General features: G+C 66.6%; 22 protein-coding genes. 19 read left to right on the top strand and 3 right to left on the bottom strand.

Features of this window, described 5'->3' with window-relative positions:
* Positions 1-98 precede the first annotated feature (98 nt).
* The 9 genes from FOS14_RS20250 (at position 99) to aroB (ending at position 10,243) form a co-directional block, all read left to right on the top strand.
* Positions 99-1,475: a replication-associated recombination protein A gene (locus tag FOS14_RS20250; RefSeq protein WP_370512270.1), complete on the top strand. Its 1,377-nt coding sequence runs from the start codon at positions 99-101 to the stop codon at positions 1,473-1,475.
* Positions 1,476-1,676: 201 nt separating this feature from the next.
* Positions 1,677-4,343, top strand: a complete 2,667-nt coding sequence (alaS, locus tag FOS14_RS20245; protein ID WP_143772636.1) for an alanine--tRNA ligase — start codon at positions 1,677-1,679, stop codon at positions 4,341-4,343.
* Positions 4,279-4,773 (top strand): Holliday junction resolvase RuvX, encoded by a 495-nt coding sequence (gene ruvX, locus FOS14_RS20240; protein WP_143772635.1) that lies wholly within the window; start codon positions 4,279-4,281, stop codon positions 4,771-4,773. Before alaS ends, ruvX begins: the two co-directional genes overlap by 65 nt.
* Complete coding sequence (gene mltG, locus FOS14_RS20235) at positions 4,773-6,017, top strand: endolytic transglycosylase MltG (RefSeq protein ID WP_255450477.1); 1,245 nt, start codon at positions 4,773-4,775, stop codon at positions 6,015-6,017. The genes ruvX and mltG overlap by 1 nt, the downstream gene beginning before the upstream one ends.
* A complete protein-coding gene (locus FOS14_RS20230) occupies positions 6,007-6,831 on the top strand; it encodes a shikimate dehydrogenase (RefSeq protein WP_143772633.1) in 825 nt (274 codons plus the stop codon). Before mltG ends, FOS14_RS20230 begins: the two co-directional genes overlap by 11 nt.
* Before the next feature lie 80 nt (positions 6,832-6,911).
* On the top strand, positions 6,912-7,325 hold the full coding sequence (locus FOS14_RS20225) for an A24 family peptidase (protein ID WP_143772632.1): 414 nt from the start codon (positions 6,912-6,914) through the stop codon (positions 7,323-7,325).
* Positions 7,326-7,383: 58 nt separating this feature from the next.
* Positions 7,384-8,571: a chorismate synthase gene (gene aroC / locus FOS14_RS20220; protein WP_143772631.1), complete on the top strand. Its 1,188-nt coding sequence runs from the start codon at positions 7,384-7,386 to the stop codon at positions 8,569-8,571.
* On the top strand, positions 8,568-9,137 hold the full coding sequence (locus tag FOS14_RS20215; RefSeq protein ID WP_143772630.1) for a shikimate kinase: 570 nt from the start codon (positions 8,568-8,570) through the stop codon (positions 9,135-9,137). The genes aroC and FOS14_RS20215 overlap by 4 nt, the downstream gene beginning before the upstream one ends.
* Positions 9,134-10,243, top strand: coding sequence for a 3-dehydroquinate synthase (gene aroB / locus FOS14_RS20210; RefSeq protein WP_143772629.1), 1,110 nt, complete (start codon positions 9,134-9,136; stop codon positions 10,241-10,243). Before FOS14_RS20215 ends, aroB begins: the two co-directional genes overlap by 4 nt.
* A 3-nt stretch (positions 10,244-10,246) precedes the next feature.
* Here the strand turns inward: aroB and FOS14_RS20205 are convergent, their stop codons facing one another.
* On the bottom strand, positions 10,247-10,888 hold the full coding sequence (locus FOS14_RS20205) for a B-4DMT family transporter (protein ID WP_143772628.1): 642 nt from the start codon (positions 10,886-10,888) through the stop codon (positions 10,247-10,249).
* Positions 10,889-11,018: 130 nt separating this feature from the next.
* Between FOS14_RS20205 and FOS14_RS20200 the strand changes: the two genes are divergently transcribed.
* From FOS14_RS20200 to nusB, 3 genes are all read left to right on the top strand, one after another.
* Entirely contained in the window at positions 11,019-12,125 is a 1,107-nt protein-coding gene (locus FOS14_RS20200) for an aminopeptidase P family protein (RefSeq protein ID WP_143772627.1), read from the top strand.
* An 86-nt stretch (positions 12,126-12,211) separates the two neighbouring features.
* Positions 12,212-12,775, top strand: a complete 564-nt coding sequence (gene efp / locus FOS14_RS20195; protein ID WP_143772626.1) for an elongation factor P — start codon at positions 12,212-12,214, stop codon at positions 12,773-12,775.
* 5 nt (positions 12,776-12,780) lie between these two features.
* On the top strand, positions 12,781-13,281 hold the full coding sequence (gene nusB, locus FOS14_RS20190) for a transcription antitermination factor NusB (RefSeq protein WP_255450475.1): 501 nt from the start codon (positions 12,781-12,783) through the stop codon (positions 13,279-13,281).
* Between the two features lie 27 nt (positions 13,282-13,308).
* Here nusB and FOS14_RS20185 read toward each other — a convergent pair whose 3' ends face one another.
* Positions 13,309-14,460: a serpin family protein gene (locus FOS14_RS20185; protein WP_143772624.1), complete on the bottom strand. Its 1,152-nt coding sequence runs from the start codon at positions 14,458-14,460 to the stop codon at positions 13,309-13,311.
* A 21-nt stretch (positions 14,461-14,481) separates the two neighbouring features.
* Positions 14,482-15,060, bottom strand: coding sequence for a TetR/AcrR family transcriptional regulator (locus tag FOS14_RS20180; RefSeq protein ID WP_143772623.1), 579 nt, complete (start codon positions 15,058-15,060; stop codon positions 14,482-14,484).
* A 219-nt stretch (positions 15,061-15,279) separates the two neighbouring features.
* Between FOS14_RS20180 and pyrR the strand changes: the two genes are divergently transcribed.
* Genes pyrR through pyrF form a run of 7 tightly spaced genes read left to right on the top strand, consistent with a single transcriptional unit; the run spans position 15,280 to position 23,877 of the window.
* Positions 15,280-15,891: a bifunctional pyr operon transcriptional regulator/uracil phosphoribosyltransferase PyrR gene (gene pyrR, locus FOS14_RS20175; protein WP_143772622.1), complete on the top strand. Its 612-nt coding sequence runs from the start codon at positions 15,280-15,282 to the stop codon at positions 15,889-15,891.
* Positions 15,888-16,829, top strand: coding sequence for an aspartate carbamoyltransferase catalytic subunit (locus FOS14_RS20170; protein ID WP_143772621.1), 942 nt, complete (start codon positions 15,888-15,890; stop codon positions 16,827-16,829). The genes pyrR and FOS14_RS20170 overlap by 4 nt, the downstream gene beginning before the upstream one ends.
* Positions 16,826-18,112, top strand: a complete 1,287-nt coding sequence (locus FOS14_RS20165; RefSeq protein ID WP_143772620.1) for a dihydroorotase — start codon at positions 16,826-16,828, stop codon at positions 18,110-18,112. The genes FOS14_RS20170 and FOS14_RS20165 overlap by 4 nt, the downstream gene beginning before the upstream one ends.
* Complete coding sequence (locus FOS14_RS20160; protein WP_143772619.1) at positions 18,109-18,600, top strand: transporter; 492 nt, start codon at positions 18,109-18,111, stop codon at positions 18,598-18,600. Before FOS14_RS20165 ends, FOS14_RS20160 begins: the two co-directional genes overlap by 4 nt.
* Positions 18,597-19,739 (top strand): glutamine-hydrolyzing carbamoyl-phosphate synthase small subunit, encoded by a 1,143-nt coding sequence (carA, locus tag FOS14_RS20155; protein ID WP_143772618.1) that lies wholly within the window; start codon positions 18,597-18,599, stop codon positions 19,737-19,739. Before FOS14_RS20160 ends, carA begins: the two co-directional genes overlap by 4 nt.
* Complete coding sequence (carB, locus tag FOS14_RS20150; RefSeq protein WP_143772617.1) at positions 19,739-23,065, top strand: carbamoyl-phosphate synthase large subunit; 3,327 nt, start codon at positions 19,739-19,741, stop codon at positions 23,063-23,065. The genes carA and carB overlap by 1 nt, the downstream gene beginning before the upstream one ends.
* Entirely contained in the window at positions 23,062-23,877 is an 816-nt protein-coding gene (gene pyrF, locus FOS14_RS20145; RefSeq protein ID WP_143772616.1) for an orotidine-5'-phosphate decarboxylase, read from the top strand. Before carB ends, pyrF begins: the two co-directional genes overlap by 4 nt.
* Positions 23,878-24,046 lie beyond the last annotated feature (169 nt).

Raw genomic sequence — 24,046 nt, 5'->3', positions numbered from 1 at the left:
TGGCCTCCTGCCTGCGCGCAGATGGATGCCAGCGTCGCACGCCAGTGCGGCGATGTAGGTGGATTTGTCGGTTGCGCGCCGCCGGTACCGTCGATGGGGTGAACGAAGGTTTGTTCGACGGCGGGCTGTTCGCCGAGCCCGCCCACGCGGATGCCGCACCGATTGCTGGTGCACCGCTGGCTGTCCGGATGCGGCCGCAGCATCTCGACGAGGTGCTCGGCCAACAGCATCTGCTCGGCCCGGGTTCCCCACTGCGGCGGCTGGTGGAGGGTTCCGGCGCGGCGTCCGTGCTGCTGTATGGACCGCCGGGTACCGGGAAAACGACTCTGGCACTGCTCATTTCGCAGACCACCGGGCGTCGGTTCGAGGCGTTGTCGGCGTTGTCGGCTGGCGTCAAGGACGTCCGCGCGGTGATCGATATCGCCCGGCGGCGGCTGTCCACGTCCGGCGAGCAGACCGTTCTGTTCATCGACGAGGTGCACCGGTTCTCCAAGACTCAACAGGACGCCCTGCTGGCTGCCGTCGAGAATCGCATCGTCCTGTTGGTCGGTGCCACCACGGAAAATCCATCGTTCTCGGTGGTGTCGCCACTGCTGAGCAGGTCGCTGGTGCTGGCGCTGCAACCCTTGTCGGACAGCGACATTCGCGAATTGCTCGTGCGGGCCGCCACCGACCCACGAGGGCTCGACGGGAAATATCAGATCGATGACGATGCGCTCGAGCACCTGATCAGGGTGGCGGCCGGCGATGCCCGCCGCGCGTTGACGGCATTGGAGGCGGCAGCCGAAGCGGCCACCGACGCAACCGTGACTCTCGCTCTGGTGGAAGCCAGCATCGATCAGGCGGCCGTCCGCTACGACCGCGCCGGCGACCAGCACTACGACGTGATCAGCGCGTTCATCAAGTCGATCCGCGGTTCTGACGTCGACGCAGCGCTGCATTATCTTGCGCGGATGATCACCGCTGGAGAGGACCCGCGGTTCATCGCGCGCCGCCTGGTGGTACATGCCAGCGAGGACATCGGCATGGCGGACCCGATGGCCCTGCAGACCGCCGTCGCCGCCGCACAAGCTGTGCAACTGATCGGCATGCCGGAGGCGCGGCTTGCTTTGGCGCAGGCCACAATCCATTTGGCAACGGCGCCGAAGTCGGGTGCCGTAGTGGCGGCGATCGGTGCCGCGATGGCCGACATTTCTGCGGGTAAGGCTGGGTCCGTACCGACGCATCTGCGCGACGGGCACTACTCGGGCGCGGCCCGGTTGGGCAACGCGGCATTGTCGGGTCACTCCGCAGGCTCCGCTCCCGCCGCCTACAAGTATCCGCACGACTCGCCCGACGGCGTGCTGCCCCAACAGTATCCGCCGGACGAGCTGGTTGGCGTGGACTACTACCAGCCGACCGATCACGGCGCGGAGCGGGCCATTGCCTCTCGACTGGACAAGCTGCGCCGCATCGTCCGCGGTCGCAGCGGGTGAGCGCGCGATGCGATCCGTGTACTCGCAAGAATGTGCGTCGTAGTCGTCGTCCAAAGCGCCCCTTTGTCCGGATAGGCAAGACGCTAGCCACGGGGTCTGACACAAAGCTTCCGCATCGCCGCGGCCCGACCACCGCGCGCCTTGTCGGGGCGGTGAGGAGGCGCGAAATCGCCTCGACCGATCCCGGTAACCTGGACGGTTGTGCAGACTCACGAGATTCGACGGCGCTTCCTGGATCATTACGTCCGGGCGGGCCACACCGAGGTGCCCAGCGCATCGCTGATTCTCAACGATCCCAACCTGCTGTTCGTCAACGCCGGCATGGTGCAGTTCGTGCCGTATTTCCTCGGCCAGCAGACCCCGCCGTACACTCGCGCGACCAGCGTGCAGAAGTGCGTGCGGACTCTCGACATCGACAACGTCGGCATCACCACCCGCCACAACACGTTCTTTCAGATGGCCGGCAATTTCAGCTTCGGCGACTATTTCAAGCGCGAGGCCATCGAATTCGCCTGGAAACTGCTGACCAACAGCGTCGATGACGGCGGCTACGGCTTCGACGCGGACCGCCTGTGGGCCACCGCCTACCTCGACGACGACGAGGCCATCACCTTGTGGCAGGAGGTCGCCGGACTGCCGATCGACCGCATTCAGCGCCGCGGGATGGCCGACAACTACTGGTCGATGGGCATCCCGGGGCCGTGCGGGCCCTGCTCGGAGATCTACTACGACCGCGGCCCGCAGTATGGTCGCGAAGGCGGACCCGAGGCCGATGAGGACCGCTACCTCGAAATTTGGAACCTCGTGTTCATGCAGAACGAACGCGGCCTGGGCACCTCCAAGGACAACTACGAAATTCTCGGACCGCTGCCCAAAAAGAACATCGACACGGGCATGGGCGTCGAGCGCGTCGCGTTCCTGCTGCAGGGCGTCGACAACGTCTACGAAACGGACCTGGTCCGCCCGGTCATTACCAAGGCCGAGGAGCTCACCGGCCGACGCTACGGCGCGGTGCACTCCGATGACATCCGGTTCCGCGTCATCGCCGACCACGCCCGCACCGCGGCCATGCTCATCGCCGACGGCGTCAATCCCGGCAACGACGGCCGCGGCTACGTGCTGCGCCGACTGCTGCGCCGTATCGTCCGGTCGGCGAAGCTCCTGGGTGCGGACAAACCGACCATGGGCGAGCTGATGGTGGTGGTGCGCGACGAGATGTCGGAGTCGTACCCGGAGTTGACCACCGACTTCCAGCGCATCGAAAACGTTGCCGTGGGCGAAGAGTCGGCGTTCCTGAAGACACTCACCTCGGGCACCAAGCTGTTCACCGACGCAGTGGAAACAGTGAAGGCAACCAAGAGCACCGTCATCCCAGGGTCGGAAGCGTTCACCCTGCACGACACCTACGGCTTCCCGATCGACCTGACCCTCGAAATGGCGTCGGAAGCCGGACTGAGCGTCGACGAAGAGGGCTTCCGCTCGTTGATGGCCGAGCAGAAGCAGCGCGCCAAACAAGACGCGCAGGCGCGCAAGCACGCGCACGCTGATCTGACGATCTACAAGGAGTTCGTCGACCGCGGACCCACCGAGTTCACCGGCTTCGATGAGCTGGCCTCGCAGGCCAATGTGTTGGCACTGATCCGCAACGGTGTCCGCGTGCCCACTGCAACCAAGGGCGAGGACGTCGAGGTCATTCTCGACCGCAGCCCGCTGTATGCGGAGTCCGGCGGCCAGATCGCCGACCGCGGCGTCATCACGGCGAACGGCCTGCGAGCCCGAGTCAACGACGTACAGAAAATCGCGAAGACGCTGTGGGTGCACAAGGTGACCGTCGAGGAGGGGCAACTCACCGAGGGTGACGTCGTCGACGCGCAGGTCGATCCGCAGTGGCGGCACGGCGCGACGCAGGGCCATTCGGGCACCCACATGGTGCACGCGGCGCTGCGTCAGGTGCTCGGCCCGAACGCGGTGCAGGCCGGTTCGCTGAACAAACCCGGCTACCTGCGGTTCGACTTCAACTGGCAGGGTGCGCTCAGCGACGCGCAGAAAGCGGACATCGAGTCGGTGACGAACGACGCGGTCGGCGCCGACTTCCCGGTCCACACGTTCATCACCGATCTGCCCAAGGCCAAGAAAATGGGTGCGCTGGCGTTGTTCGGCGAGAACTACGGCGACGAGGTTCGCGTCGTCGAGATCGGCGGACCGTTCTCGATGGAACTCTGCGGTGGTACGCACGTGCAACATTCGTCGCAGATTGGGCCGGTGACGCTGCTCGGCGAGTCCGCGATCGGCTCCGGCAAGCGCCGGGTGGAGGCGTTCGTGGGCCTCGACTCCTACAAGTACCTGGCCAAGGAGCGTGCACTGCTCGCCGGGGTCGCAGCCTCGCTGAAGGTGCCGTCGGAGGACGTGCCCGCGCGCGTCGAGCAACTTGTCGAGCGGCTCAAGGTTGCCGAAAAAGAGCTGGAACGCACCAAGGCGCAGGCGGTGCTTTCCAATGTCGGTGGCTTCGCCGATCGTGCACACCGCGTCGGTGATGTTTTGCTGGTCGCCGAAGCCGCGCCGGCCGGCATCGCCGGCAACGACCTGCGCACCCTCGCCACCGAGGTGCGGGGACGGCTCGGTGCGACGCCGGCAGTGGTCGTGCTGCTCAGTGACGCGGATGGCAAGGTGCCCTTCGTGGTGGCGGTCAACAAGCCCGCTCAGGAGATCGGCATCAAAGCCGGCGAACTCGTCGCCAGCTTCGGCCCGGCGATTTCCGGCCGCGGTGGTGGCAAAGCGGACATGGCCCAGGGATCCGGTTCGGATGCGAGCGGCATTCCGAGCGCGCTGGACGCGGTGCGCAAGCGCGTCGCGGAGTTGGCGGGCTAGCCGGGTGCGGGGTCGGCGGCTCGGCATTGATGTCGGCAGCGTGCGGATCGGCGTGGCGGTGAGCGATCCGGACGGCATCCTCGCCACTCCTGTGGAGACGGTCGCGCGGGCCAAGACCGGTGACAGCGACCTGCAGCGGATCGCGGAATTGGCGGCCGAATACGAGGTTATCGAGGTGATTGTCGGGATGCCGCGGACACTGCGCGGCGAACACGGCACGTCGGCTCAGTCCGCCGAGCGGTTTGCCGCGGCGTTGCGGGAACGGCTCGGATCGATACCGGTGCAAACAATCGACGAGCGTTTTACTACCGTGTCTGCAACGCGTGCCCTGCGCGAAAGCGGGGTCCGCGCGAAGGCCCAACGTCAAGTGATCGACCAGGCGGCCGCAGTGGCGATCCTGCAGAGCTGGTTGGACGGACGGAGCAGGTAGTGGACGAACGCGACGACCTTCAGCTCGAGCGGCCCGCGCCGACGCGAGTAGGACCCGTGCCCGGCAGCCGTGCCCAGCGCCGTGCGAAGGCTCGCGCCCGGCGCCGGCGCAGCCGGGCGGTGGTGCTGCTTGCGTGCGCATTCATGCTCGTTGTCGTGGGTGGTCTTGGATTCGGCATCAAGAAGTGGCTCAACCGATCGGAGCTTGCGCCGGACTACAACGGCCCCGGCGGCAAGGAAGTGGTCATCCAGGTCAAGACCGGCGACACCGCCGACCAGATCGCCCAGCAGATGGCGAAGAAGGACGTCACTGCAAGCGCGGCCGCCTTCTACGAGGCGGCCGTCGCCAACGACCAAATGGACAAGCTGCAACCGGGTTACTACGCCATTCCTACCGAGATTTCGGGCAAGCGCGCGGTCGACAAGCTTGTCGACCCGAGCTCGCGGGTCGGGCATGTGCTGCTCACCGAGGGCCGTCAACTGCATGACTCGACCGACGTCAACACGCACGCGCGAAAAGACGGTATCTACACCAAGATCGCCGAGGCCAGCTGTTACGGAACTGGCGGCGACAAGAAATGCATCACTTACGACGAGCTGAACACCGCCGGAGCGAGCCCTGACCTCAAGTCGCTCGGTGTGCCGGATTGGGCGCTGGATGCCGTGTCGAAGGTGCCAGATCACGACCGGCAACTCGAGGGCCTCATTCCGTCGGGGACATGGGATTTCGATCCGACCGCCACGCCCACCCAAATTCTGCGGCAGTTGGTCAGCGAGGGGGCGAGCACGTATGAGAAGGCCGGAATCCTCGAACAGACGCCGGACGTGCCGCTCAACCCGTACCAGAAGCTGATTGCGGCGTCGCTGGTGGAACGCGAGTCGTTGCCGCCGGACTTTGCCAAGGTTGCGCGGGTCATTCTCAACCGGCTCGCGGTGAACCGACCACTCGAGTTCGACTCAACGGTGAACTACGCGCTGGAGCGCACCGAGGTGGCAACCACCGACGCTGATCGCGCCAAGGTCACCCCGTGGAACACCTACGCCATGCCTGGTTTGCCCGCCACGCCGATCGCGTCTCCGAGCGTGCCCGCGCTCGAGGCGATCGAGAAACCCGCGCCCGGCAACTGGTTGTACTTCGTGACGGTCGACAAGCAGGGCACCACGCTGTTCACCGCCGACTACGACGAGCACTTACGCAACATCGATCGGGCGAAGCAGAGCGGAATTCTCGACAGTGGCAGGTGAGGTCCGCCGCGCGGCGGTCCTGGGTAGTCCCATCGCGCACTCGCGTTCGCCACAGTTGCATTTGGCGGCCTATCGGGCGCTGGGCTTGAGCGCGTGGACCTACGAACGGGTCGAATGCACTGCCGAACAGTTGCCCGGATTCGTCGGTGGCCTCGGCCCGGAGTGGGTCGGGCTGTCGGTGACCATGCCCGGGAAGGTCGCCGCGCTCGAATTCGCGACCGAGCGCACCGAGCGTGCGGTGTTGGTCGGTTCCGCGAACACCCTGGTGCGCACCGAATCCGGTTGGCGCGCCGACTGCACCGACGTCGACGGCGTGCGTGGCGCACTTGTCGGCGGCGGCGTCGGCACCATTCGGGGCGCGTCCGCAATTGTGATCGGCGCGGGTGGCACAGCCCGTCCGGCGGTGTTGGCGCTGGCCGAACTCGGTGTCTCCGAGGTGTCGATCGTGGCCCGCAGCGCTGAGCGCGCGGCGCCGACGGTAGAGCTGGCAGGAAATCTCGGCCTCGACGCCCGGGTCGTGGACTTCACGCTCGCCGATGTCTCGGATGCCTGTGCGCAGGCCGCCGTCGTGGTCAGCACGGTTCCCGCGACTGCGGCCGAACCGCTCGCCGCCGCCGCCCGACAGATCCCCTTCCTGCTTGACGCGATCTACAACCCATGGCCAACGCCGCTAGCCACCTCGGTGCGGGCCGCGGGCGGCATCGTCGTGAGCGGTCTTGACATGCTGTTGAATCAAGCATTCGGCCAGGTAGAGCAGTTCACCGGAATGCCCGCGCCCAAGGAAGCGATGGCCGCCGCGCTGCGCGAAAGCTGAGTAGTCCACAACCGCGCAGCCATCCACAGCACCCGACTGAGCGCACCGTTTGCGCATTCGCCGTGCCGCAGGCTGGTCGCATGGCGGCGATGGCAGTAGCGGTGTGGTGCGTGTGGTTGTCGGTGATCGACATGCGCGAACGCCGGTTGCCGAACGCCCTGACAATTCCGGGAGCACTCGCAGTGCTCGGATATGCGGTCGTCACCGGTCGCGCGCGGCAAGCCGTCGTCGGCGGTCTCGTCCTCGCCGCGTCCTACCTGGTAATTCATCTCGCCCGGCCGTCGGCCTTAGGGGCCGGCGACGTGAAGCTGGCCCTCGGCGTGGGAGCGCTCGCCGCGCTCGGCGGCGCCCAGGCCTGGGTGTTCGCGGCGCTCCTGGCACCGTGTCTTACTGCTCTTGTCGGCGCGACTCAGTTGATTCGACGTCGGTCGCACGTTGTTGCGCATGGTCCGTCGATGTGTGCGGCGACATTGCTCGCGCTGTGCCTGTATTGACGCGCTCCTGAGCAGCCAGGTAACGGCGCACCTGCACGGACATGGGAAGATTGCCTACGTGCTGCGCTGGATAACTGCCGGAGAATCCCATGGTCCCGCCCTTGTCGCGATCCTCGAAGGGATGGTCGCCGGCGTCGAGGTGACGTCTACAGACATCGCTGAGCAGCTCGCGCGGCGGCGCCTCGGGTACGGCCGCGGCGCGCGGATGAAGTTCGAGGCCGACAAGGTCACCATCCTCGGTGGCGTCCGGCACGGCAAAACGCAGGGCGGTCCGGTCGCCATCGAGGTCGGAAACACCGAATGGCCCAAGTGGGAGACCGTGATGTCGGCCGACCCCGTCGACGAGGCGGAGCTGGCGGACCTGGCCCGGAACGCGCCACTGACGCGTCCGCGACCCGGCCACGCGGACTACTCCGGCATGCTGAAATACGGCTTCGACGACGCCAGACCCGTTCTCGAGCGGGCGAGTGCGCGGGAAACCGCGGCGCGCGTCGCGGTGGGTACCGTCGCACGCGAGTTTCTGCGGCAGGCGCTGGGCGTAGAGGTGATTTCCCACGTCGTGTCCATCGGCACCGCTGCCGCTCCGGCTGGGGCCACACCGACTGCGAGCGACCTGACGGCCATTGACGCGAGCCCGGTCCGCGCCTTCGACGCCACCGCCGCCGACGCCATGATTGCCGAGATCGAGGCGGCAAAGAAGGACGGCGACACCCTCGGCGGCGTCGTCGAGGTGATCGTCGAGGGACTGCCCGTCGGTCTCGGCTCCTACGTCAGCGGTGAGCGACGCCTGGACTCCCGGCTAGCCGCCGCGCTCATGGGCATTCAGGCGATCAAGGGCGTAGAGATCGGCGACGGATTCGAGACCGCCCGCCGCCGCGGCAGTGCGGCGCACGACGAGATGCGGCCCGGCCCCGACGGAGTCATGCGGTCCACGAACCGCGCCGGCGGCCTCGAGGGCGGCATGACCAACGGTGAGCCGTTGCGCGTCCGGGCCGCCATGAAGCCGATCTCCACGGTGCCGCGTGCGCTCGCCACCGTCGACATGAGCACCGGGGACGAGGCGGTCGCGATTCACCAACGCTCCGACGTGTGCGCCGTGCCCGCGGCCGGTGTCGTTGCCGAATCAATGGTGGCGTTGGTGGTGGCGCAGGCGGCGCTGGAGAAATTCGGGGGCGACTCGCTGACCGAGACCACCGCAAACATCAATCACTACGTCAAAGCCACCATGGCGCGGCCACCGCGTTGACCGCCCGACCGAACCCGTCCCGACCCCGCGCCGTGTTGGTCGGGCCGCCGGGAGCCGGGAAGTCCACCATCGGGCGCCGCCTCGCCCGCGCCCTCGGCGTCGACCTCTACGACACCGACGCGGTGATCGAAAAGCAGGCCGGCAGAACGATTTCCGATATCTTCGCGCAGGACGGCGAGCCCGAGTTTCGCCGCATCGAAGAGGACGTCATCCGGCAAGCGCTGCGTGATCAGCGTGGTGTTGTCTCCCTCGGTGGCGGCGCCGTACTCTCGCGCAACACCCGCAAGCTGCTCCGCGACCAGACCGTCGTCTACCTCGAAATCAGCGTCGCCGAGGGGCTGCGCCGCACCGGCGCGAACACCGCCCGACCCTTGCTGAACGGGCCGAACCCCGAGAACAAGTACCGCGAATTAATGCGTCGCCGCAGACCGCTCTACCGCGAAGTGGCGACAGTCCGGGTCCGCACCGACGGCCGCAGCCCCGGCCGAGTCGTCAAACAGATCCTCGCCAAACTCGGCGTCCCCGAACCACCGACCGCCACCGCAGCAACCCAGGAGCAGAAGTGACCGAACCTGTCCGCGTCGACGTGGCCACGGCCAGCCCTTACCCGGTGATCATCGGCAGGGGGCTGCTGACCGAACTCCTCCAAGAGCTCGCAGGAACCGCCACCGTGGCGATTTTCCATCAGCCGCCGCTCGCCGAGACGGCCGAGGTCGTCCGGAAAGCGCTTGCCGACCAGGGCGCCGACGCCCACCGCATCGAGATCCCCGACGCCGAAGCGGGGAAGGATCTTGCGGTGGCCGGATTCTGCTGGGATGTGCTCGGCCGCATTGGCCTGACCCGCAGCGACGCCGTGGTGAGCCTCGGCGGGGGAGCGGCCACCGACCTGGCCGGCTTTGTCGCAGCGACCTGGATGCGCGGAGTCCGGATTGTGCACGTGCCCACCACGCTGCTGGCGATGGTCGACGCCGCGGTCGGCGGCAAGACCGGGATCAACACCGACGCAGGCAAAAACCTCGTCGGGGTCTTCCACGAACCGTCGGCCGTCTTGGTGGATTTGGCAACGCTGGAAACGGTGCCGCGCAACGAGATCATCGCTGGCATGGCGGAAATCATCAAAGCCGGGTTCATCGCCGACCCGGTCATCCTCGACCTGGTGGAAGCGGATCCGGAGGCCGCGCTCGATCCCACCGGCGACGTGCTGCCGGAGCTCATCCGCCGGTCCATCGAGGTGAAGGCGAAGGTGGTCGCGGCGGACCTCAAGGAGTCCAGTCTGCGCGAAATCCTCAACTACGGTCACACCCTCGGCCATGCCATCGAGCGGCGCGAGCACTACCGCTGGCGGCATGGTGCGGCCGTTTCCGTCGGCCTCGTGTTCGCCGCCGAACTCGGTCGCCTCGCTGGTCGCCTCGACGACGCGACCGCCGACCGGCACCGGCGGATTCTGGAAAGCGTCGGCCTGCCCACGACCTACGACGCCGATGCCCTGCCCCAGCTCATCGAGGGCATGCAGACAGATAAGAAGAACCGCGCCGGAATGCTTCGCTTCGTCGTCCTCGACGGCCTGGCAAAGCCCGGGCGGCTGGAAGGGCCGGATCCAGCGCTGCTGGCAGCGGCCTATTCAGCCGTCGCCAGACAAGGCGCGTCCGGAGGCAGTGCGGTTCTGCTGTAGCCGCTACTTCGACTTACCGAACGGGAAGCGCCGCTTGCCGGTGTCGGTGGCTTGGCGCGCGGACCGGTCGTCAGCAGGCACCGCGGGGAACTCCTGAGTGGTTTCCTCATCAGGGCGCGCATGCGCGCCCGAGGGCGCGTCGTAGTACTCGTCGCCCTGGTAACCGGCCGTTGAACTGTGCCGCGCTCCCGCGCCGACGAGTTCGCGCTGCTGCTCCGACTTGGAGATTTCACGGTTGGCCAGCAGGCGTCCGATAGCTACGCCGAGCATCGCGGGAACGAAGATGATCAACGTCGTCCACGCTGCGCCCGAGGTAATTTCGAAGAACAGGCCGTTGCTGGAGACGTCGATACCCACCAGATCCAGAATCCAGCAGACGATGCCCGCGACCAGCGCGCCCACGATGCCGGCCTTGAGCCACAGCATCGTCAGGTCTGCGCCGTCTTCCGCCTCCGGGTTGGCGCGGCGGTCGCGCCGGCCGTCGAAAAGTCCCCAGATCAGCGCGATGGCGAGCACCACCACGAGGGAAACCCACCGCACCACATCGCCGTGCAGAGGCCACTTGATGATCAGTAAGCCGACAATGACCCGCACGACCACATGCACCGCGGCCAGGCAAAGCCCCCGCAGAAGCCACAAATTCATGCAGACAGAGTAGCGGGTTTGCCGCCAGCAGATGTGTTGGACGTTACAGAAGATTAGCTAGCTCTGTGTTGCCCGCTCCACAAGATCACGCACCATGTCTCCGTGGGACCGGCGCGGTACCGTCGCTGGTATGACGGCCGACTATCGGGCACGGCGGCAGGCGTTGCGCGACACGGCACGGGCCGCGGAAGCGGACGTCGACGCCGTGCTGATCACGAATCTCACCAATATCCGCTATTTGACCGGGTTTACGGGTTCGAACGCCGCTCTGTGGGTCGACTTGGCCGACACCGCCGAGCGGGAAGCCTCGACGGTGATCGCCACCGATGGACGGTATCGGACGCAGGTGGGCGAGCAGGTCCCCGATCTGCGCGCGCACCTGGCCCGGGCAGCCGCTCGCGGATTGGTCGAGGCGACAGAACCCGGCACCCGACGTCTCGGCTACGAGAGCCACGTCGTCACCGTCGATGAACACCGCTCGCTCCAGGCGGCCGCGGAACATATCGAACTCGTCAGGCTGCCCGGCCTCGTGGAAAAGTTGCGCGAGGTCAAGGACGAGGACGAAATCCGCGCCCTGCACGCCGCCTGCGCGGCCGCCGACGCGGCCCTGGCGCAGTTGATCGACGACGGCGGCCTGCGTCCGGGGCGCACGGAACGGGAGGTGGGACGCGAACTCGAATTCCTGATGTTCGCGCACGGCGCCGAGGCCGTCTCTTTCGAAACAATCGTCGCGGCGGGACCGAATTCCGCTGTGCCGCACCACCGGCCGACCCGTGCAGTACTGCGGGCCGGTGACTTCGTCAAACTCGATTTCGGTGCGGTCGTCGACGGTTACCACTCAGATATGACGCGCACCTATGTGCTCGGCACGCCAGCGCACTGGCAGCGCGAGATCTATGAGTTGGTGCAGCGGGCCCAGGAGGCCGGACGGGCAGCGCTGGCTCCCGACATGCCGGCAGCCGCGGTCGATGCCGCGGCGCGCTCGCTCATCGACGACGCCGGTTACGGCGAGCTGTTCGCGCACGGTCTGGGCCACGGAGTGGGGCTCGAGATTCACGAGGCGCCGGGTATCGGCGCCGGTGCCAGCGGATCGATCCCGGGCTCGGCGGTCGTCACCGTCGAGCCCGGGGTCTATCTCGCCGGGCGCGGTGGGGTGCGGATTGAGGACACGCTCGTGGTGCGCGCCGGTGGGCCGGAATTACTGACGATGACGCCGCGTGAGCTGACGGCAATCTGAGCAATCGCTTCCGGCCGGTACACTGCTCTGCGGCGCCCGGCTGCCCACAGTCGCGCGAGAGACGTATTTGAGGAGACGCGGACCAAGTGGCTGATACCAGCGATTTCAAGAACGGCCTGGTGCTGAAGATCGACGGCCAGCTTCAGCAGATCATCGAGTTCCAGCACGTCAAGCCCGGTAAAGGCCCGGCGTTCGTACGCACCAAGCTGAAGAACGTGCTGTCGGGCAAGGTCGTGGACAAGACCTTCAACGCCGGCGTGAAGGTCGAGACCGCCACCGTCGACCGCCGGGACATGACGTATCTGTACCACGACGGAACCGACTACGTGTTCATGGACGGCGAGACCTTCGACCAGATCTCGATCAGCGAACAGACCATCGGTGACGGTGCCCGCTTCCTGCTCGAGAACATGAGCGTGCAGGTGGCCACGCACGAGGGCGAGCCGCTCTACGTCGAGCTGCCGGTCACGGTGGAACTCGAGGTGCAGCACACCGACCCCGGTCTGCAGGGCGACCGGTCGACCGGCGGCACCAAACCGGCCACGCTGGAAACCGGCGCGGAGGTGCAGGTGCCGTTGTTCATCAACACCGGTGACAAGCTCAAGATCGACTCGCGCGACGGCAGCTACCTGGGCCGAGTCAACACCTAGTGCCTGTGGCATCCGCATCTGACAAACACGGATACAAGCGACTCGGCAGCAGGCACAAGGCCCGCAAACGGGCGGTGGACCTGCTGTTCGAGGCCGAGGCTCGCGACGTCGACGTCGTCGCGCTGGCCAACGAGCGCGCGGAGCTGGCTGCCGCCGATGACCAAGTTGCTCCGGTCAATCCCTACACCTTTGAGATAGTCCGCGGCGTGGCCACCGACCGTGAGCGGATCGACGCCACCGTCGAGTCGTATCTGCAGGAATGGACACTGCAGCGACTACCAGCGGTCGATCGCGCGATTCTGCGGATCGCGGTGTGGGAGTTGCTCTATGCCGCCGACGTGCCGCCGGTCGTTGCGGTCGACGAGGCCGTCGAGTTGGCCAAGCAGCTGTCCACCGACGAGTCGCCGGCGTTCGTCAACGGCGTGCTGGGGCAAGTGGTCCTGATCGCGCCGCAGGTTCGCGCCGCCGCGGCCGCCGGGCCCACGGACGACGACGAACCCGCCTGACTCGCGCTCGCGCTGGTGCGCGCGGCGTCAGCTGCCGACGGGGTCGGCCACCCAACCGACGACCACCACGAGAGCGGTCGGTCGATGCACGGCCATGAACGCGAACGGCTGGTCCAGCGTGACCGATATGGTCTTGACGCGATTGCGATGCAAGGGAAATGCGGCCGCGACCCGAACGGCGAACGCAGTGACCGCGGCGGCTTTGAACCCCTCGGCGCTGAACTGGGCCATGACGTCCTGCGCGCCGCGCCCCACCGCCAGCGGGGTGGGGCTGATTCGCGGAAAATGCCCGCTGCTGGGGTCCGTCGCGGTGTGCAAGCCGAACAGCTGCGCTTGCCGGCACAGATCGTGGCTGGAACGAATCAAAAACGGCGGCAAGGAAACTGACAGCGAGTCGGTGCTTCCGGCTGCTTGCGCCACAACGACGCCCGGTGCGGTGGCGCCGATCGGCAGTCGGGCCCCGTCGGTCGCGGTCATCGCACCGGTGAGCGCGCGCAGCCCGACGTCGATGAGCGCGCCCGGGTCGCTGCCGCCAAGAAGAAGGTGCACGTCGAGGTCGTCTTCGCCTGCGACAACCAATCGCGTCACCGGCGACGGCGCGTCCAAGACCGAAAGCTCGCTCAGGTTCGTGCTGGAGCGGGTCAGTGCCTCGAGGTTTCGTCCGGACCACGGTCCCGTCCGCGGGTGAAGCCGGGCCGGTTCGAACGGCGCCCGCCAGCGCGTCATCGCGGCAAGCGCGGTCGCGAGAACAAGCGCGTCGTCGGGACCGACGGCGAGTGGGAAACGGGGGATGAGTCCTCGGGTGTGGGTTTCGGCCCACGCGTCGAGACGGTCCTGGTCGCCGAGCGTGTCGAGGACGCCGGCGGGCAGTGCAGCCGTCCACTCCGGGTTGAGCGGCAGTTGCGGACGCACCCACAGCCCGAGCGCTGCCGATAGCGCCTGCGCGCCGTCGAGGATGTCGATGAGCTCGACCGCTTGGTTCAGCGGGTCGGCAATGTGATCGACAGCGGTGAGCAGTTCCGAGCGTGCTGGCTCGTCGGCAGCATCCGTCAGAAGGGCAAGGAGCGGCCACACCCCCGCACCCGAAAGCACGACATTTTGCTCCGCAGAAGCGGTGTCGAGCCAGCGTGCGGTGAGCGCATTGGCCGCAGTAACCGCGGGTGTCAGTGTGGTGGGCACACTACGACGATAGGTCTGTCGTCAGTCCCGCTGCAGAACGATGACAGCCAGCCGCACCATGCGATCGATCGCCACGTCGCGCGGCAGTGTCGGCGCCATGGCGTGCCCCATCGCGATGCGGGCGACTGTGTCCGCGAAGATGATTGCGTCGTCAGCCGAAATGGTGGGGTTGATGTCGCGGATCGCGGCGGCGAGCCGGTCGGTGGCAATCTCGTTGGCCATTCGGACCAGGTCGATCAGGTTCGTCCGGTCACCGTCGAGCGCGGTTTGGATGAGCGGCTCATCACAGGCCTCGAAGAAGAGCTCGAGCGCGTTGCGCATGCCGTCCTCGAGCGTGTCGTGCGCGGTGAGTTTCGCGCAGACCTGCTCGAGCAGCACCTCCATGCGGTGCAGAACGTAAGCCTCGGCAATGGACTGCCGGGAACCGAACTCGTTGTAGACGGTCTGTCGGCTGACCCCGGCCGCACGGGCGAGGGTGCTGATGCTGGTGGCCGCCCAACCGTTGCGCCGCACCAGCTCGTCGGTCGCCGAGAGAACCGATTCGCGCAGCAGATTGCGCGCCGCCTTCGCATACGGAATGCGGTCGAGTGATGCGGTCATGCTGCCTCCGGGCGGGCCTAAGGGCTCGGCCGGTCGGTTTCTCCCCCAGCCGGAACAAGTTTTGGACAAATATGAGAATGTGTCAAGCAGACCGGTGCAACACGTCGAATGGGCGTTCGATGCACCCGGCGCAATCGCGTGACAAAAGCCCTGCTAGGCTTACCGCCGTAAGACATCCTTTAACGATCCGTCCCGTGAGGCGGAGAAGGAGGTCGCTGTATGCCCGTGCCCGATGAACGGATCGCTGCCGAACGGCACTCTGTCGAGTGGGCCGCCGCAGCCCGCGAATTGCTTTCCGCAGCCGATGTGTCTCGCACGGTTGCGCGCATGGCGCACCAGATCATCGAAAAGACGGCCCTCGACGCCAGCGATGGGGACGCGTCGCGTGTCGTGCTTATCGGCATCCCCACCCGCGGCACCACGCTCGCCATTCGGCTTGCGGACAAGATCGAGGAATTCGCCGGCGTTCGTCCGGCGGTGGGATCGCTCGACATCACTCTGTACCGAGACGACCTGCGCAACAAGCCGCACCGACCGCTCGAGCGCACGTCGGTGCCGGAAGGCGGGATCGAGGACGCCCTCGTCGTGCTGGTCGACGACGTGCTGTTCTCCGGCCGGTCGGTCCGGGCCGCGCTCGACGCGCTGCGCGATCTCGGCAGGCCACGCGCGGTGCAGCTGGCCGTCCTCGTCGACCGTGGACATCGCGAATTACCGCTGCGCGCGGACTACGTCGGCAAGAACGTGCCGACGGCCCGAACTGAAGACGTCTCTGTCATGCTCGCCGAACACGACGGCCGCGATGCAGTGCTGCTGCACGGGTCGGTGAAATGAAGCACCTGCTCTCGGTATCCGATCTCGACCGCGATGCCGCAACTGCGCTGCTCGATGAGGCCGAACGGTTCGAACAGGCGCTGCTCGGCCGTGAGGTTCGCAAGCTGCCCACGCTGCGTGGTCGCACCGTCATGACGGTCTTCTTCGAAAACTCGACACGAACCCGGGTGTCGTTCGAGGTGGCCGGCAAGTGGATGAGCGCGGACGTCATCAACGTCAGTGCGAGCAGCTCGTCGGTGAAAAAGGGCGAATCCCTTCGCGACACCGCAATGACGCTGCACGCCGCGGGCGCCGACGCGCTGATCGTGCGGCATCCGGCGTCGGGCGCGGCTCATCAGATTGCGCAGTGGCTTACCCGCGATGGTGACGGACCGGCCGTCATCAACGCCGGGGACGGCACCCACGAGCACCCCACCCAGGCGCTACTCGACGCGCTCACCATCCGCCAGCGCCTCGGCTCCATCGAGGGCAAGCGAATCGCCATCGTCGGCGACATCGTGCACAGCAGGGTGGCCAGGTCGAATGCGCATCTGCTGTCGACGCTCGGCGCAGAAGTGGTGCTTGTCGCTCCCAACACGCTGCTCCCGGTCGGCGTCGAGACGTGGCCGGTAAGGATTTCCAATTCGATCGACGCGGAACTGCCCGGGGCCGACGCAGTGCTCATGCTGCGGGTGCAGGCCGAGCGGATGAACGGTGGCTTCTTCCCGTCGGCGCGCGAATACTCGGTCAATTACGGCCTGTCCGAAAAGCGGCTGAGCTTGTTGGCCGACCACGCGACGGTGCTGCACCCGGGTCCGATGCTGCGCGGGATGGAAATCGCATCGTCGGTCGCTGATTCATCGAAAGCTGCGGTGCTGCAACAGGTTACGAACGGAGTGCACATACGGATGGCCGTTCTCTTCCGGCTACTGGTGGGAACCGAGGAGGCAGTCGCGTGAGCGTGCTGATCAGAAACGCACGCATCTACGGCGAGGGTGATCCGGTCGACGTACTGCTGCGCGACGGCGAGATCGCTGACATCGGCCGTGAACTCACCGAGACCGATGCTGAGGTCATCGACGCGGACGGGCAGGTGCTGTTGCCCGGCTTTGTCGACTTGCATACCCACCTGCGCGAACCGGGCCGTGAAGACACCGAGACCATCGACTCCGGTTCCGCCGCGGCCGCGCTCGGCGGCTACACGGCGGTCTTCGCCATGGCCAACACCAATCCCGTCGCCGATTCCGTGGTCGTCACCGACCACGTGTGGCGGCGCGGTCAGGAAGTCGGCCTCGTCGACGTGCATCCCGTCGGCGCGGTCACGGTCGGTCTGCAGGGCGCCCAACTCGCCGAGATGGGCACGATGGCCGCCGGCGTGGGCCGGGTGCGGATGTTTTCCGACGACGGCAAATGCGTCTTCGACCCGCTGATTATGCGTCGGGCACTCGAGTACGCCACGTCGCTGGGAGTGCTGATCGCCCAACATGCCGAAGAGCCCCGGCTGACCGTCGGCGCGGTTGCTCACGAGGGCCCGAACGCCGCGCGGCTCGGGCTTGCCGGCTGGCCGCGCGCCGCCGAGGAATCCATCGTCGCCCGCGACGCCCTGCTGGCCCGCGACGCGGGCGCGCGCGTGCACATCTGTCACGCCTCCACCACCGGAACCGTCGAACTGCTGAAATGGGCCAAACAGCAAGGCATTTCGATAACTGCCGAGGTCACGCCTCATCACCTGCTGCTGGATGACTCCCGGCTCGCTACCTACGACGCGGTCAACAAGGTCAACCCGCCGCTGCGCGAATCGTCGGACGCCGCCGCGCTGCGGCAGGCACTAGCCGACGGTGTCATCGACTGCGTCGCCACCGACCACGCCCCGCACGCCGAGCAGGAGAAGTGCTGCGAGTTCGCCGTCGCCCGGCCCGGGATGCTCGGCCTCGAGACGGCGTTGTCGATCGTCGCCGACACCATGGTGCGACCGGGCCTGCTGGATTGGCGCGGGGTCGCGCGGGTGATGAGCGAGCGCCCCGCCGAAATCGTCGGCCTCGACGACCACGGTCGCCCGATCGAGGTGGGCGAGCCCGCGAACCTGACGCTCGTCGACCCGGAAGCCAGTTGGACGGTGCAGGCCGAGAACCTGGCCAGCATCTCCGCCAATTCGCCCTACGACCGGATGACCCTGCCGGCGAAGGTCACCGCGACCTTTTTGCGCGGACGGGTCACGACACGAAATGGAGTGGTGCGGTGATTCGCGCGCTGTTGGTCATTGCCTGTATCGCGTTCTGGATAGCCATGACGTGGCTGATGTATCGCGGATGGCGCGCGCGAGCTGCCCGGCAAGCTGGGTGCATCGGCGAGCTGCCGGTGCTGCCGCAGGATTTCGGAGCGCAGCTGCTGGAGCCGACGACCGGACTCTACGTCGGCAGCACCATTGCGCCGAACTGGCAGGACCGAATTGCCGTGGGGGATTTGGGCTACCGAGCCACCGCCGAGCTGACCAGATTCGAGCGCGGGATTCTGCTCGAGCGTGACGGTGCCTCGGTGATCTGGATTCCGCACGAGTCGATCCGCGAGATCCGCACGGAGCGCGGCCTCGCCGGCAAGGTGATGACCGCCGACGGCCTGCTGGTGATCCGCTGGCAATTGCCAACCGGTACGGAAATCGACACAGGCTTTCGAGGTGACGACAAATCGGCCTACCGGCAGTGGGTCGAATCGAATGGAGTGTGCGCGTGACGTCAGCAGCGGCGGCGTTTGTTCTCGAGGACGGACGGATCTTCCGGGGCACCAGCTTCGGCGCGGTAGGGGAGACGCTCGGTGAGGCTGTCTTCTGCACCGCGATGACCGGATATCAGGAAACATTGACGGACCCGAGCTACCACCGTCAGATCGTGGTGGCGACTGCGCCGCAGATCGGCAACACCGGGTGGAACGGCGACGACAACGAGGGTTCGCGGATCTGGGTGGCCGGCTACGCCGTGCGCGATCCATCGCGGCGCACGTCGAATTGGCGGGCGACAGGCTCGCTGCAGACCGAGCTCGAACGGCAGCACATCGTCGGCATCGCCGGCATAGACACCCGAGCGCTGGTGCGTCACCTGCGCACCCGCGGATCGATGAAAGCGGGCATCTTCAGCGGCTCGGCACTGTCGGATGACGATCAGATGGTCGCCAAGGTCGCCGGTCAGCCGTCGATGCTCGGCGCGCGACTGGCCGACGAGGTGAGCACGCCCGAGATGTACACGATCGATCCGGTCGGCGACGTCCGCTACACGGTCGCTGCCGTCGATCTCGGCATCAAGACGAACACGCCACGGATGTTCGCCCAGCGTGGTGTCCGGGTGCACGTGGTGAACGCGGCGGCGACCCTTGACGACATCAAGGCGCTGAAACCGGATGGCGTGTTCCTGTCGAACGGCCCGGGCGACCCGGCGACCGCCGACCGCGCCGTCGAGCTGACCAAATCGGTACTGGGTGACGGCATTCCGCTGTTCGGCATCTGCTTCGGCAATCAGATCCTCGGCCGGGCGCTGGGTCTGGGGACCTACAAGATGAAGTTCGGCCACCGCGGCATCAACATCCCGGTGATGGAGCATGACACCGGCCGGGTGTCGATCACCGCGCAGAATCACGGGTTCGCCCTCGAGGGCGAGGCCGGGCAGACGTTCGACACCCCGTTCGGCGCCGCGGAAGTCAGCCACACCTGTGCGAACGACGGTGTGGTCGAAGGTGTTCGGCTCGCCAACGGGCGAGCGTTCTCGGTGCAGTACCACCCCGAAGCTGCTGCGGGTCCGCACGATGCGGCGTACTTGTTCGACCGTTTCGCCGAGGTCATGGGGAACAACGGGGGCACGCTGGAAGGCGGTAGCAAATAATGCCGAAGCGCACTGACCTGCAACACATCCTGGTGATCGGCTCCGGTCCGATCGTCATCGGCCAGGCCTGCGAATTCGACTATTCGGGCACCCAGGCGTGTCGCGTGCTGCGCGACGAGGGCATGCGGGTTTCGTTGGTCAACTCGAACCCGGCGACGATCATGACCGACCCGGAGTTTGCCGACTCCACCTACGTCGAGCCGATCACGGCCGACTTCGTCGAGAAAGTCATCGAAGCCGAGCAGGCCAAGGGCACCCCGATCGACGCGGTGCTCGCGACCCTGGGCGGCCAGACCGCGCTCAACACCGCGGTGGCCTTGTATGAACGCGGCATCTTGCAGAAGTACGACGTCGAGTTGATCGGCGCGAACTTCGACGCGATTCAGCGCGGCGAGGACCGGCAGATGTTCAAGGACATCGTCGCCAAGGTGGGCGGCGAGAGCGCCCGCTCGCGCGTGTGCCACACCATGGAGGAAGTCCGGGAAACCGTGGCGGAGCTCGGCTTTCCGGTCGTGGTCCGGCCCAGCTTCACCATGGGCGGTCTCGGCTCCGGAATGGCCTACAACGACTCCGATCTCGACCGGATCGCCGGTGGCGGCCTGGCCGCGAGCCCGACGGCGAACGTGCTCATCGAGGAATCGATCCTCGGCTGGAAGGAGTACGAACTCGAGCTGATGCGCGACGGCCGCGACAACGTGGTGATCGTCTGCTCGATCGAGAACGTCGACCCGATGGGTGTGCACACCGGTGACTCGATGACGGTCGCGCCCGCCCTCACCCTCACCGACGTCGAGTACCAGAAAATGCGCGACCTCGGCATCGCGATTCTGCGCGAGGTGGGCGTCGACACCGGCGGCTGCAACATCCAGTTCGCCGTCAATCCTGCCGACGGCCGACTGATCGTCATCGAGATGAACCCGCGGGTGTCGCGATCCTCGGCGCTCGCGTCGAAGGCCACCGGCTTCCCGATCGCCAAGATCGCCGCAAAGCTGGCGGTCGGTTACACCCTCGACGAGATCGTCAACGACATCACCAAGGAAACCCCGGCCTGCTTCGAGCCGACGCTGGATTACATCGTCGTCAAAGCGCCGCGGTTCGCGTTCGAGAAGTTCCCCGGGGCCGACGACACGCTGACCACCACCATGAAGTCGGTGGGTGAGGCCATGAGCCTGGGCCGCAACTTCTCCGAGGCGCTGGGCAAGGTGCTGCGGTCGCTGGAAACCAAGCGGGCCGGATTCTGGACCGGCAAGGATCCGGCGCGATCGGTCGAGGAAGTGCTCGCCGACCTGCGGGTGCCCACCGAAGGCCGGATCTACGACGTCGATCTGGCGCTTCGACTCGGCGCCACCGTGGAGCAGGTGCACGAGGCGTCCCGAATCGATCCGTGGTTCATCGAGGAGATCAACGGCCTGGTGCAGTTGCGCGCCGAACTCGAGGCGGCACCGGTGATCGACGAGCCACTGTTGCGTAGAGCCAAGCACGCTGGGCTCTCCGACCGTCAAATCGCCGCGCTGCGACCGGAATTGGCCGGTGAGGATGGCGTACGCGCGTTGCGCCACCGGCTGGGCGTGCGGCCGGTCTACAAGACTGTCGACACCTGCGCCGCGGAGTTCGAGGCCAAGACGCCGTACCACTATTCGACCTACGAACTCGACCCGGCCGCGGAATCCGAAGTGGCGCCGCAAAAAGAGCGCGACAAAGTGATCATCCTCGGCTCGGGGCCCAACCGGATCGGCCAGGGCATCGAGTTCGACTACTCGTGCGTGCACGCGGCGCAGACGCTGTCGCAGGCCGGCTACGAGACGGTGATGGTCAACTGCAACCCGGAAACGGTTTCCACCGACTACGACACCGCGGACCGGCTGTACTTCGAGCCGCTCACCTTCGAGGACGTGCTCGAGGTGTACCACGCCGAAAGCGAGTCCGGCACCGTTGCGGGCGTGATCGTGCAATTAGGCGGACAGACCCCGCTCGGTCTCGCGCAACGACTCACCGACGCGGGCGTGCCCGTTGTCGGCACGAGCGCGGCGGCGATCGACTTGGCCGAGGATCGCGGCGAATTCGGTGAGGTCCTGGTCGCGGCCGGGCTGCCGGCGCCGAAGTACGGCACCGCAACGACTTTCGAGCAGGCTAAGAAGATCGCCGCCGAGATCGGCTACCCGGTGTTGGTGCGCCCGTCGTACGTATTGGGCGGCCGCGGCATGGAGATCGTCTACGACGAGGAGTCGCTGGCCGGCTACATCTCCCGCGCCACCGAGATCACCCCGGAGCATCCGGTGCTCGTCGACAGGTTCCTCGAAGACGCCATCGAAATCGACGTGGACGCGTTGTGCGATGGGGAAGAGGTCTACCTCGGCGGCGTCATGGAGCACATCGAAGAGGCCGGCATCCACTCCGGCGACTCGGCCTGCGCCCTGCCGCCGATAACGTTGGGCCGCAGCGACATCGAGGCCGTTCGACGATCCACCATCGCGCTGGCCAAGGGGATTGGGGTACGCGGTCTGCTGAACGTGCAGTACGCGCTCAAGGACGACGTTCTCTATGTGCTCGAGGCGAATCCGCGTGCGAGTCGGACCGTCCCCTTCGTCTCCAAGGCCACCTCGGTGCCGCTGGCGAAGGCAGCCGCACGGGTGATGCTCGGCGCGACGATTGCGGACCTGCGCAAGGAAGGCATGCTGCCCGCCGAGGGTGACGGTGGTCAAACGGCCGCCGACGCACCGGTCGCGGTGAAGGAAGCCGTGTTGCCGTTCAACCGGTTCCGCCGCGCCGACGGCAGCAACGTCGAGTCCCTGCTGAGCCCGGAGATGAAGTCGACCGGTGAGGTCATGGGCATCGACGCCGACTTCGGCACCGCTTTCGCGAAGTCGCAGACCGCCGCGTACGGTTCCTTGCCCACCGACGGTACGGTCTTCGTCTCGATCGCCAACCGCGACAAGCGGGCAATGGTGTTTCCCATCAAACGCCTGCACGACCTCGGTTTCCGGATTCTGGCGACCGAGGGCACCGCGGAAATGTTGCGACGGAACGGGATTCCGAGCGAGGTGGTTCGCAAGGTATCCGACGAAGGACCTGAAGACGAGCCGAACATCGTCGACCAGATCCGCGACGGCGAAGTCGACATGGTGTTCAACACACCGTTCGGCAACTCCGGCCCGCGCATAGACGGTTACGAAATCCGTAGCGCGGCAGTGATGATGAACATTCCGTGCATCACCACGGTGCAGGGCGCAGCGGCCGCCGTGCAGGGCATCGAGGCCAGCATCCGCGGCGACATCGGGGTTCGGTCCCTGCAAGACCTGCACCGCGCGTTGCAGGGCAGCGTATGAGACCTTTCGGGCTGCGTCTGCAGGAGGCGATGGCCACCTACGGACCGATCTGTGTGGGCATCGATCCGCACCCTCAGTTGCTGCGGGACTGGGAGTTGCCCGAGACGGCGGAGGGACTCGAGAAGTTCGCCGAGATCTGCGTCGAGGCGTTCGACGGCCGGGTGGCGCTGGTCAAGCCGCAGGCGGCGTTCTTCGAGGTGTACGGGTCGGAGGGTATCGCCGTGCTCGAACGCACCATTCAGGTGCTGCGCGGGTCGGGAACACTGGTGGTCGCCGACGCCAAGCGCGGAGACATCGGCTCCACGATGGCGGCCTATGCACAGGCCTGGCTCGGTGACGGCCCGCTGAGCTCGGACGCGATGACGGCTTCGCCGTATCTGGGCTTTGGCTCGCTGGCGCCGGCGCTAGAGATGGTGCACAACCGCCATCGCGGCCTGTTCGTACTCGCCGCCACCTCGAACGCGGAGGGCGCGCAGGTGCAGGCCGCGACGTCGGGTGGGCGCACGATCAGTCAGGCGATCGTCGATGACGCTGCTGATTGCAACACCGGCGCGTTCGGTTCGGTCGGCGTGGTTGTGGGCGCCACGCTAACTGCGGCGCCCGACCTAAGCCGTCTGAACGGGCCGATCTTGATGCCGGGCATCGGTGCTCAAGGGGCCGGCCCCGATGACGTGCGCCGCCTGGTCGACGGCCAGTTGCGCGCGGTAGTGCCGAGTGTTTCCCGGGAAATTCTGCGTGCCGGGCCGTCGGTGTCGGCATTGCGGGCAGCGGTCGAGCAGATGTCCGAAAAGTTCGCATTCTTGCAGCGCTGACCCGGTAGTTGAATCGGGCATTTGACCAGTACAACGAAGCTGTCGCGGTTGCGCTGGCGCGTAAGGTGGCAGCTGGACTGCGGTAACACGCACCGAATTGGGCGTTGACCTGGGGGTCGGGTTCGCAATGGGCGTATACCGTGGGTACGGTCGCTATCGCGCTGGGTAT

The sequence above is a fragment of the Skermania sp. ID1734 genome, from assembly GCF_007489285.1.
GTDB lineage: Bacteria > Actinomycetota > Actinomycetes > Mycobacteriales > Mycobacteriaceae > ID1734.
Note: the sequence above shows the minus strand (reverse complement) of the source record. Positions and strands in the feature narration are given on the sequence as shown.

Excerpts from the sequence above, each read along its gene's own strand:
- FOS14_RS20225 (WP_143772632.1), top strand. The coding sequence starts at position 6,912 with ATGGCGGCGATGGCAGTAGCGGTGTGGTGCGTGTGGTTGTCGGTGATC.
- FOS14_RS20170 (WP_143772621.1), top strand. The coding sequence starts at position 15,888 with ATGAAGCACCTGCTCTCGGTATCCGATCTCGACCGCGATGCCGCAACT.
- ruvX (WP_143772635.1), top strand. The coding sequence starts at position 4,279 with ATGCGAGCGGCATTCCGAGCGCGCTGGACGCGGTGCGCAAGCGCGTCG.
- FOS14_RS20180 (WP_143772623.1), bottom strand. The coding sequence starts at position 15,060 with ATGACCGCATCACTCGACCGCATTCCGTATGCGAAGGCGGCGCGCAAT.
- FOS14_RS20205 (WP_143772628.1), bottom strand. The coding sequence starts at position 10,888 with ATGAATTTGTGGCTTCTGCGGGGGCTTTGCCTGGCCGCGGTGCATGTG.
- FOS14_RS20200 (WP_143772627.1), top strand. The coding sequence starts at position 11,019 with ATGACGGCCGACTATCGGGCACGGCGGCAGGCGTTGCGCGACACGGCA.
- carB (WP_143772617.1), top strand. The coding sequence starts at position 19,739 with ATGCCGAAGCGCACTGACCTGCAACACATCCTGGTGATCGGCTCCGGT.
- pyrF (WP_143772616.1), top strand. The coding sequence starts at position 23,062 with ATGAGACCTTTCGGGCTGCGTCTGCAGGAGGCGATGGCCACCTACGGA.
- pyrR (WP_143772622.1), top strand. The coding sequence starts at position 15,280 with ATGCCCGTGCCCGATGAACGGATCGCTGCCGAACGGCACTCTGTCGAG.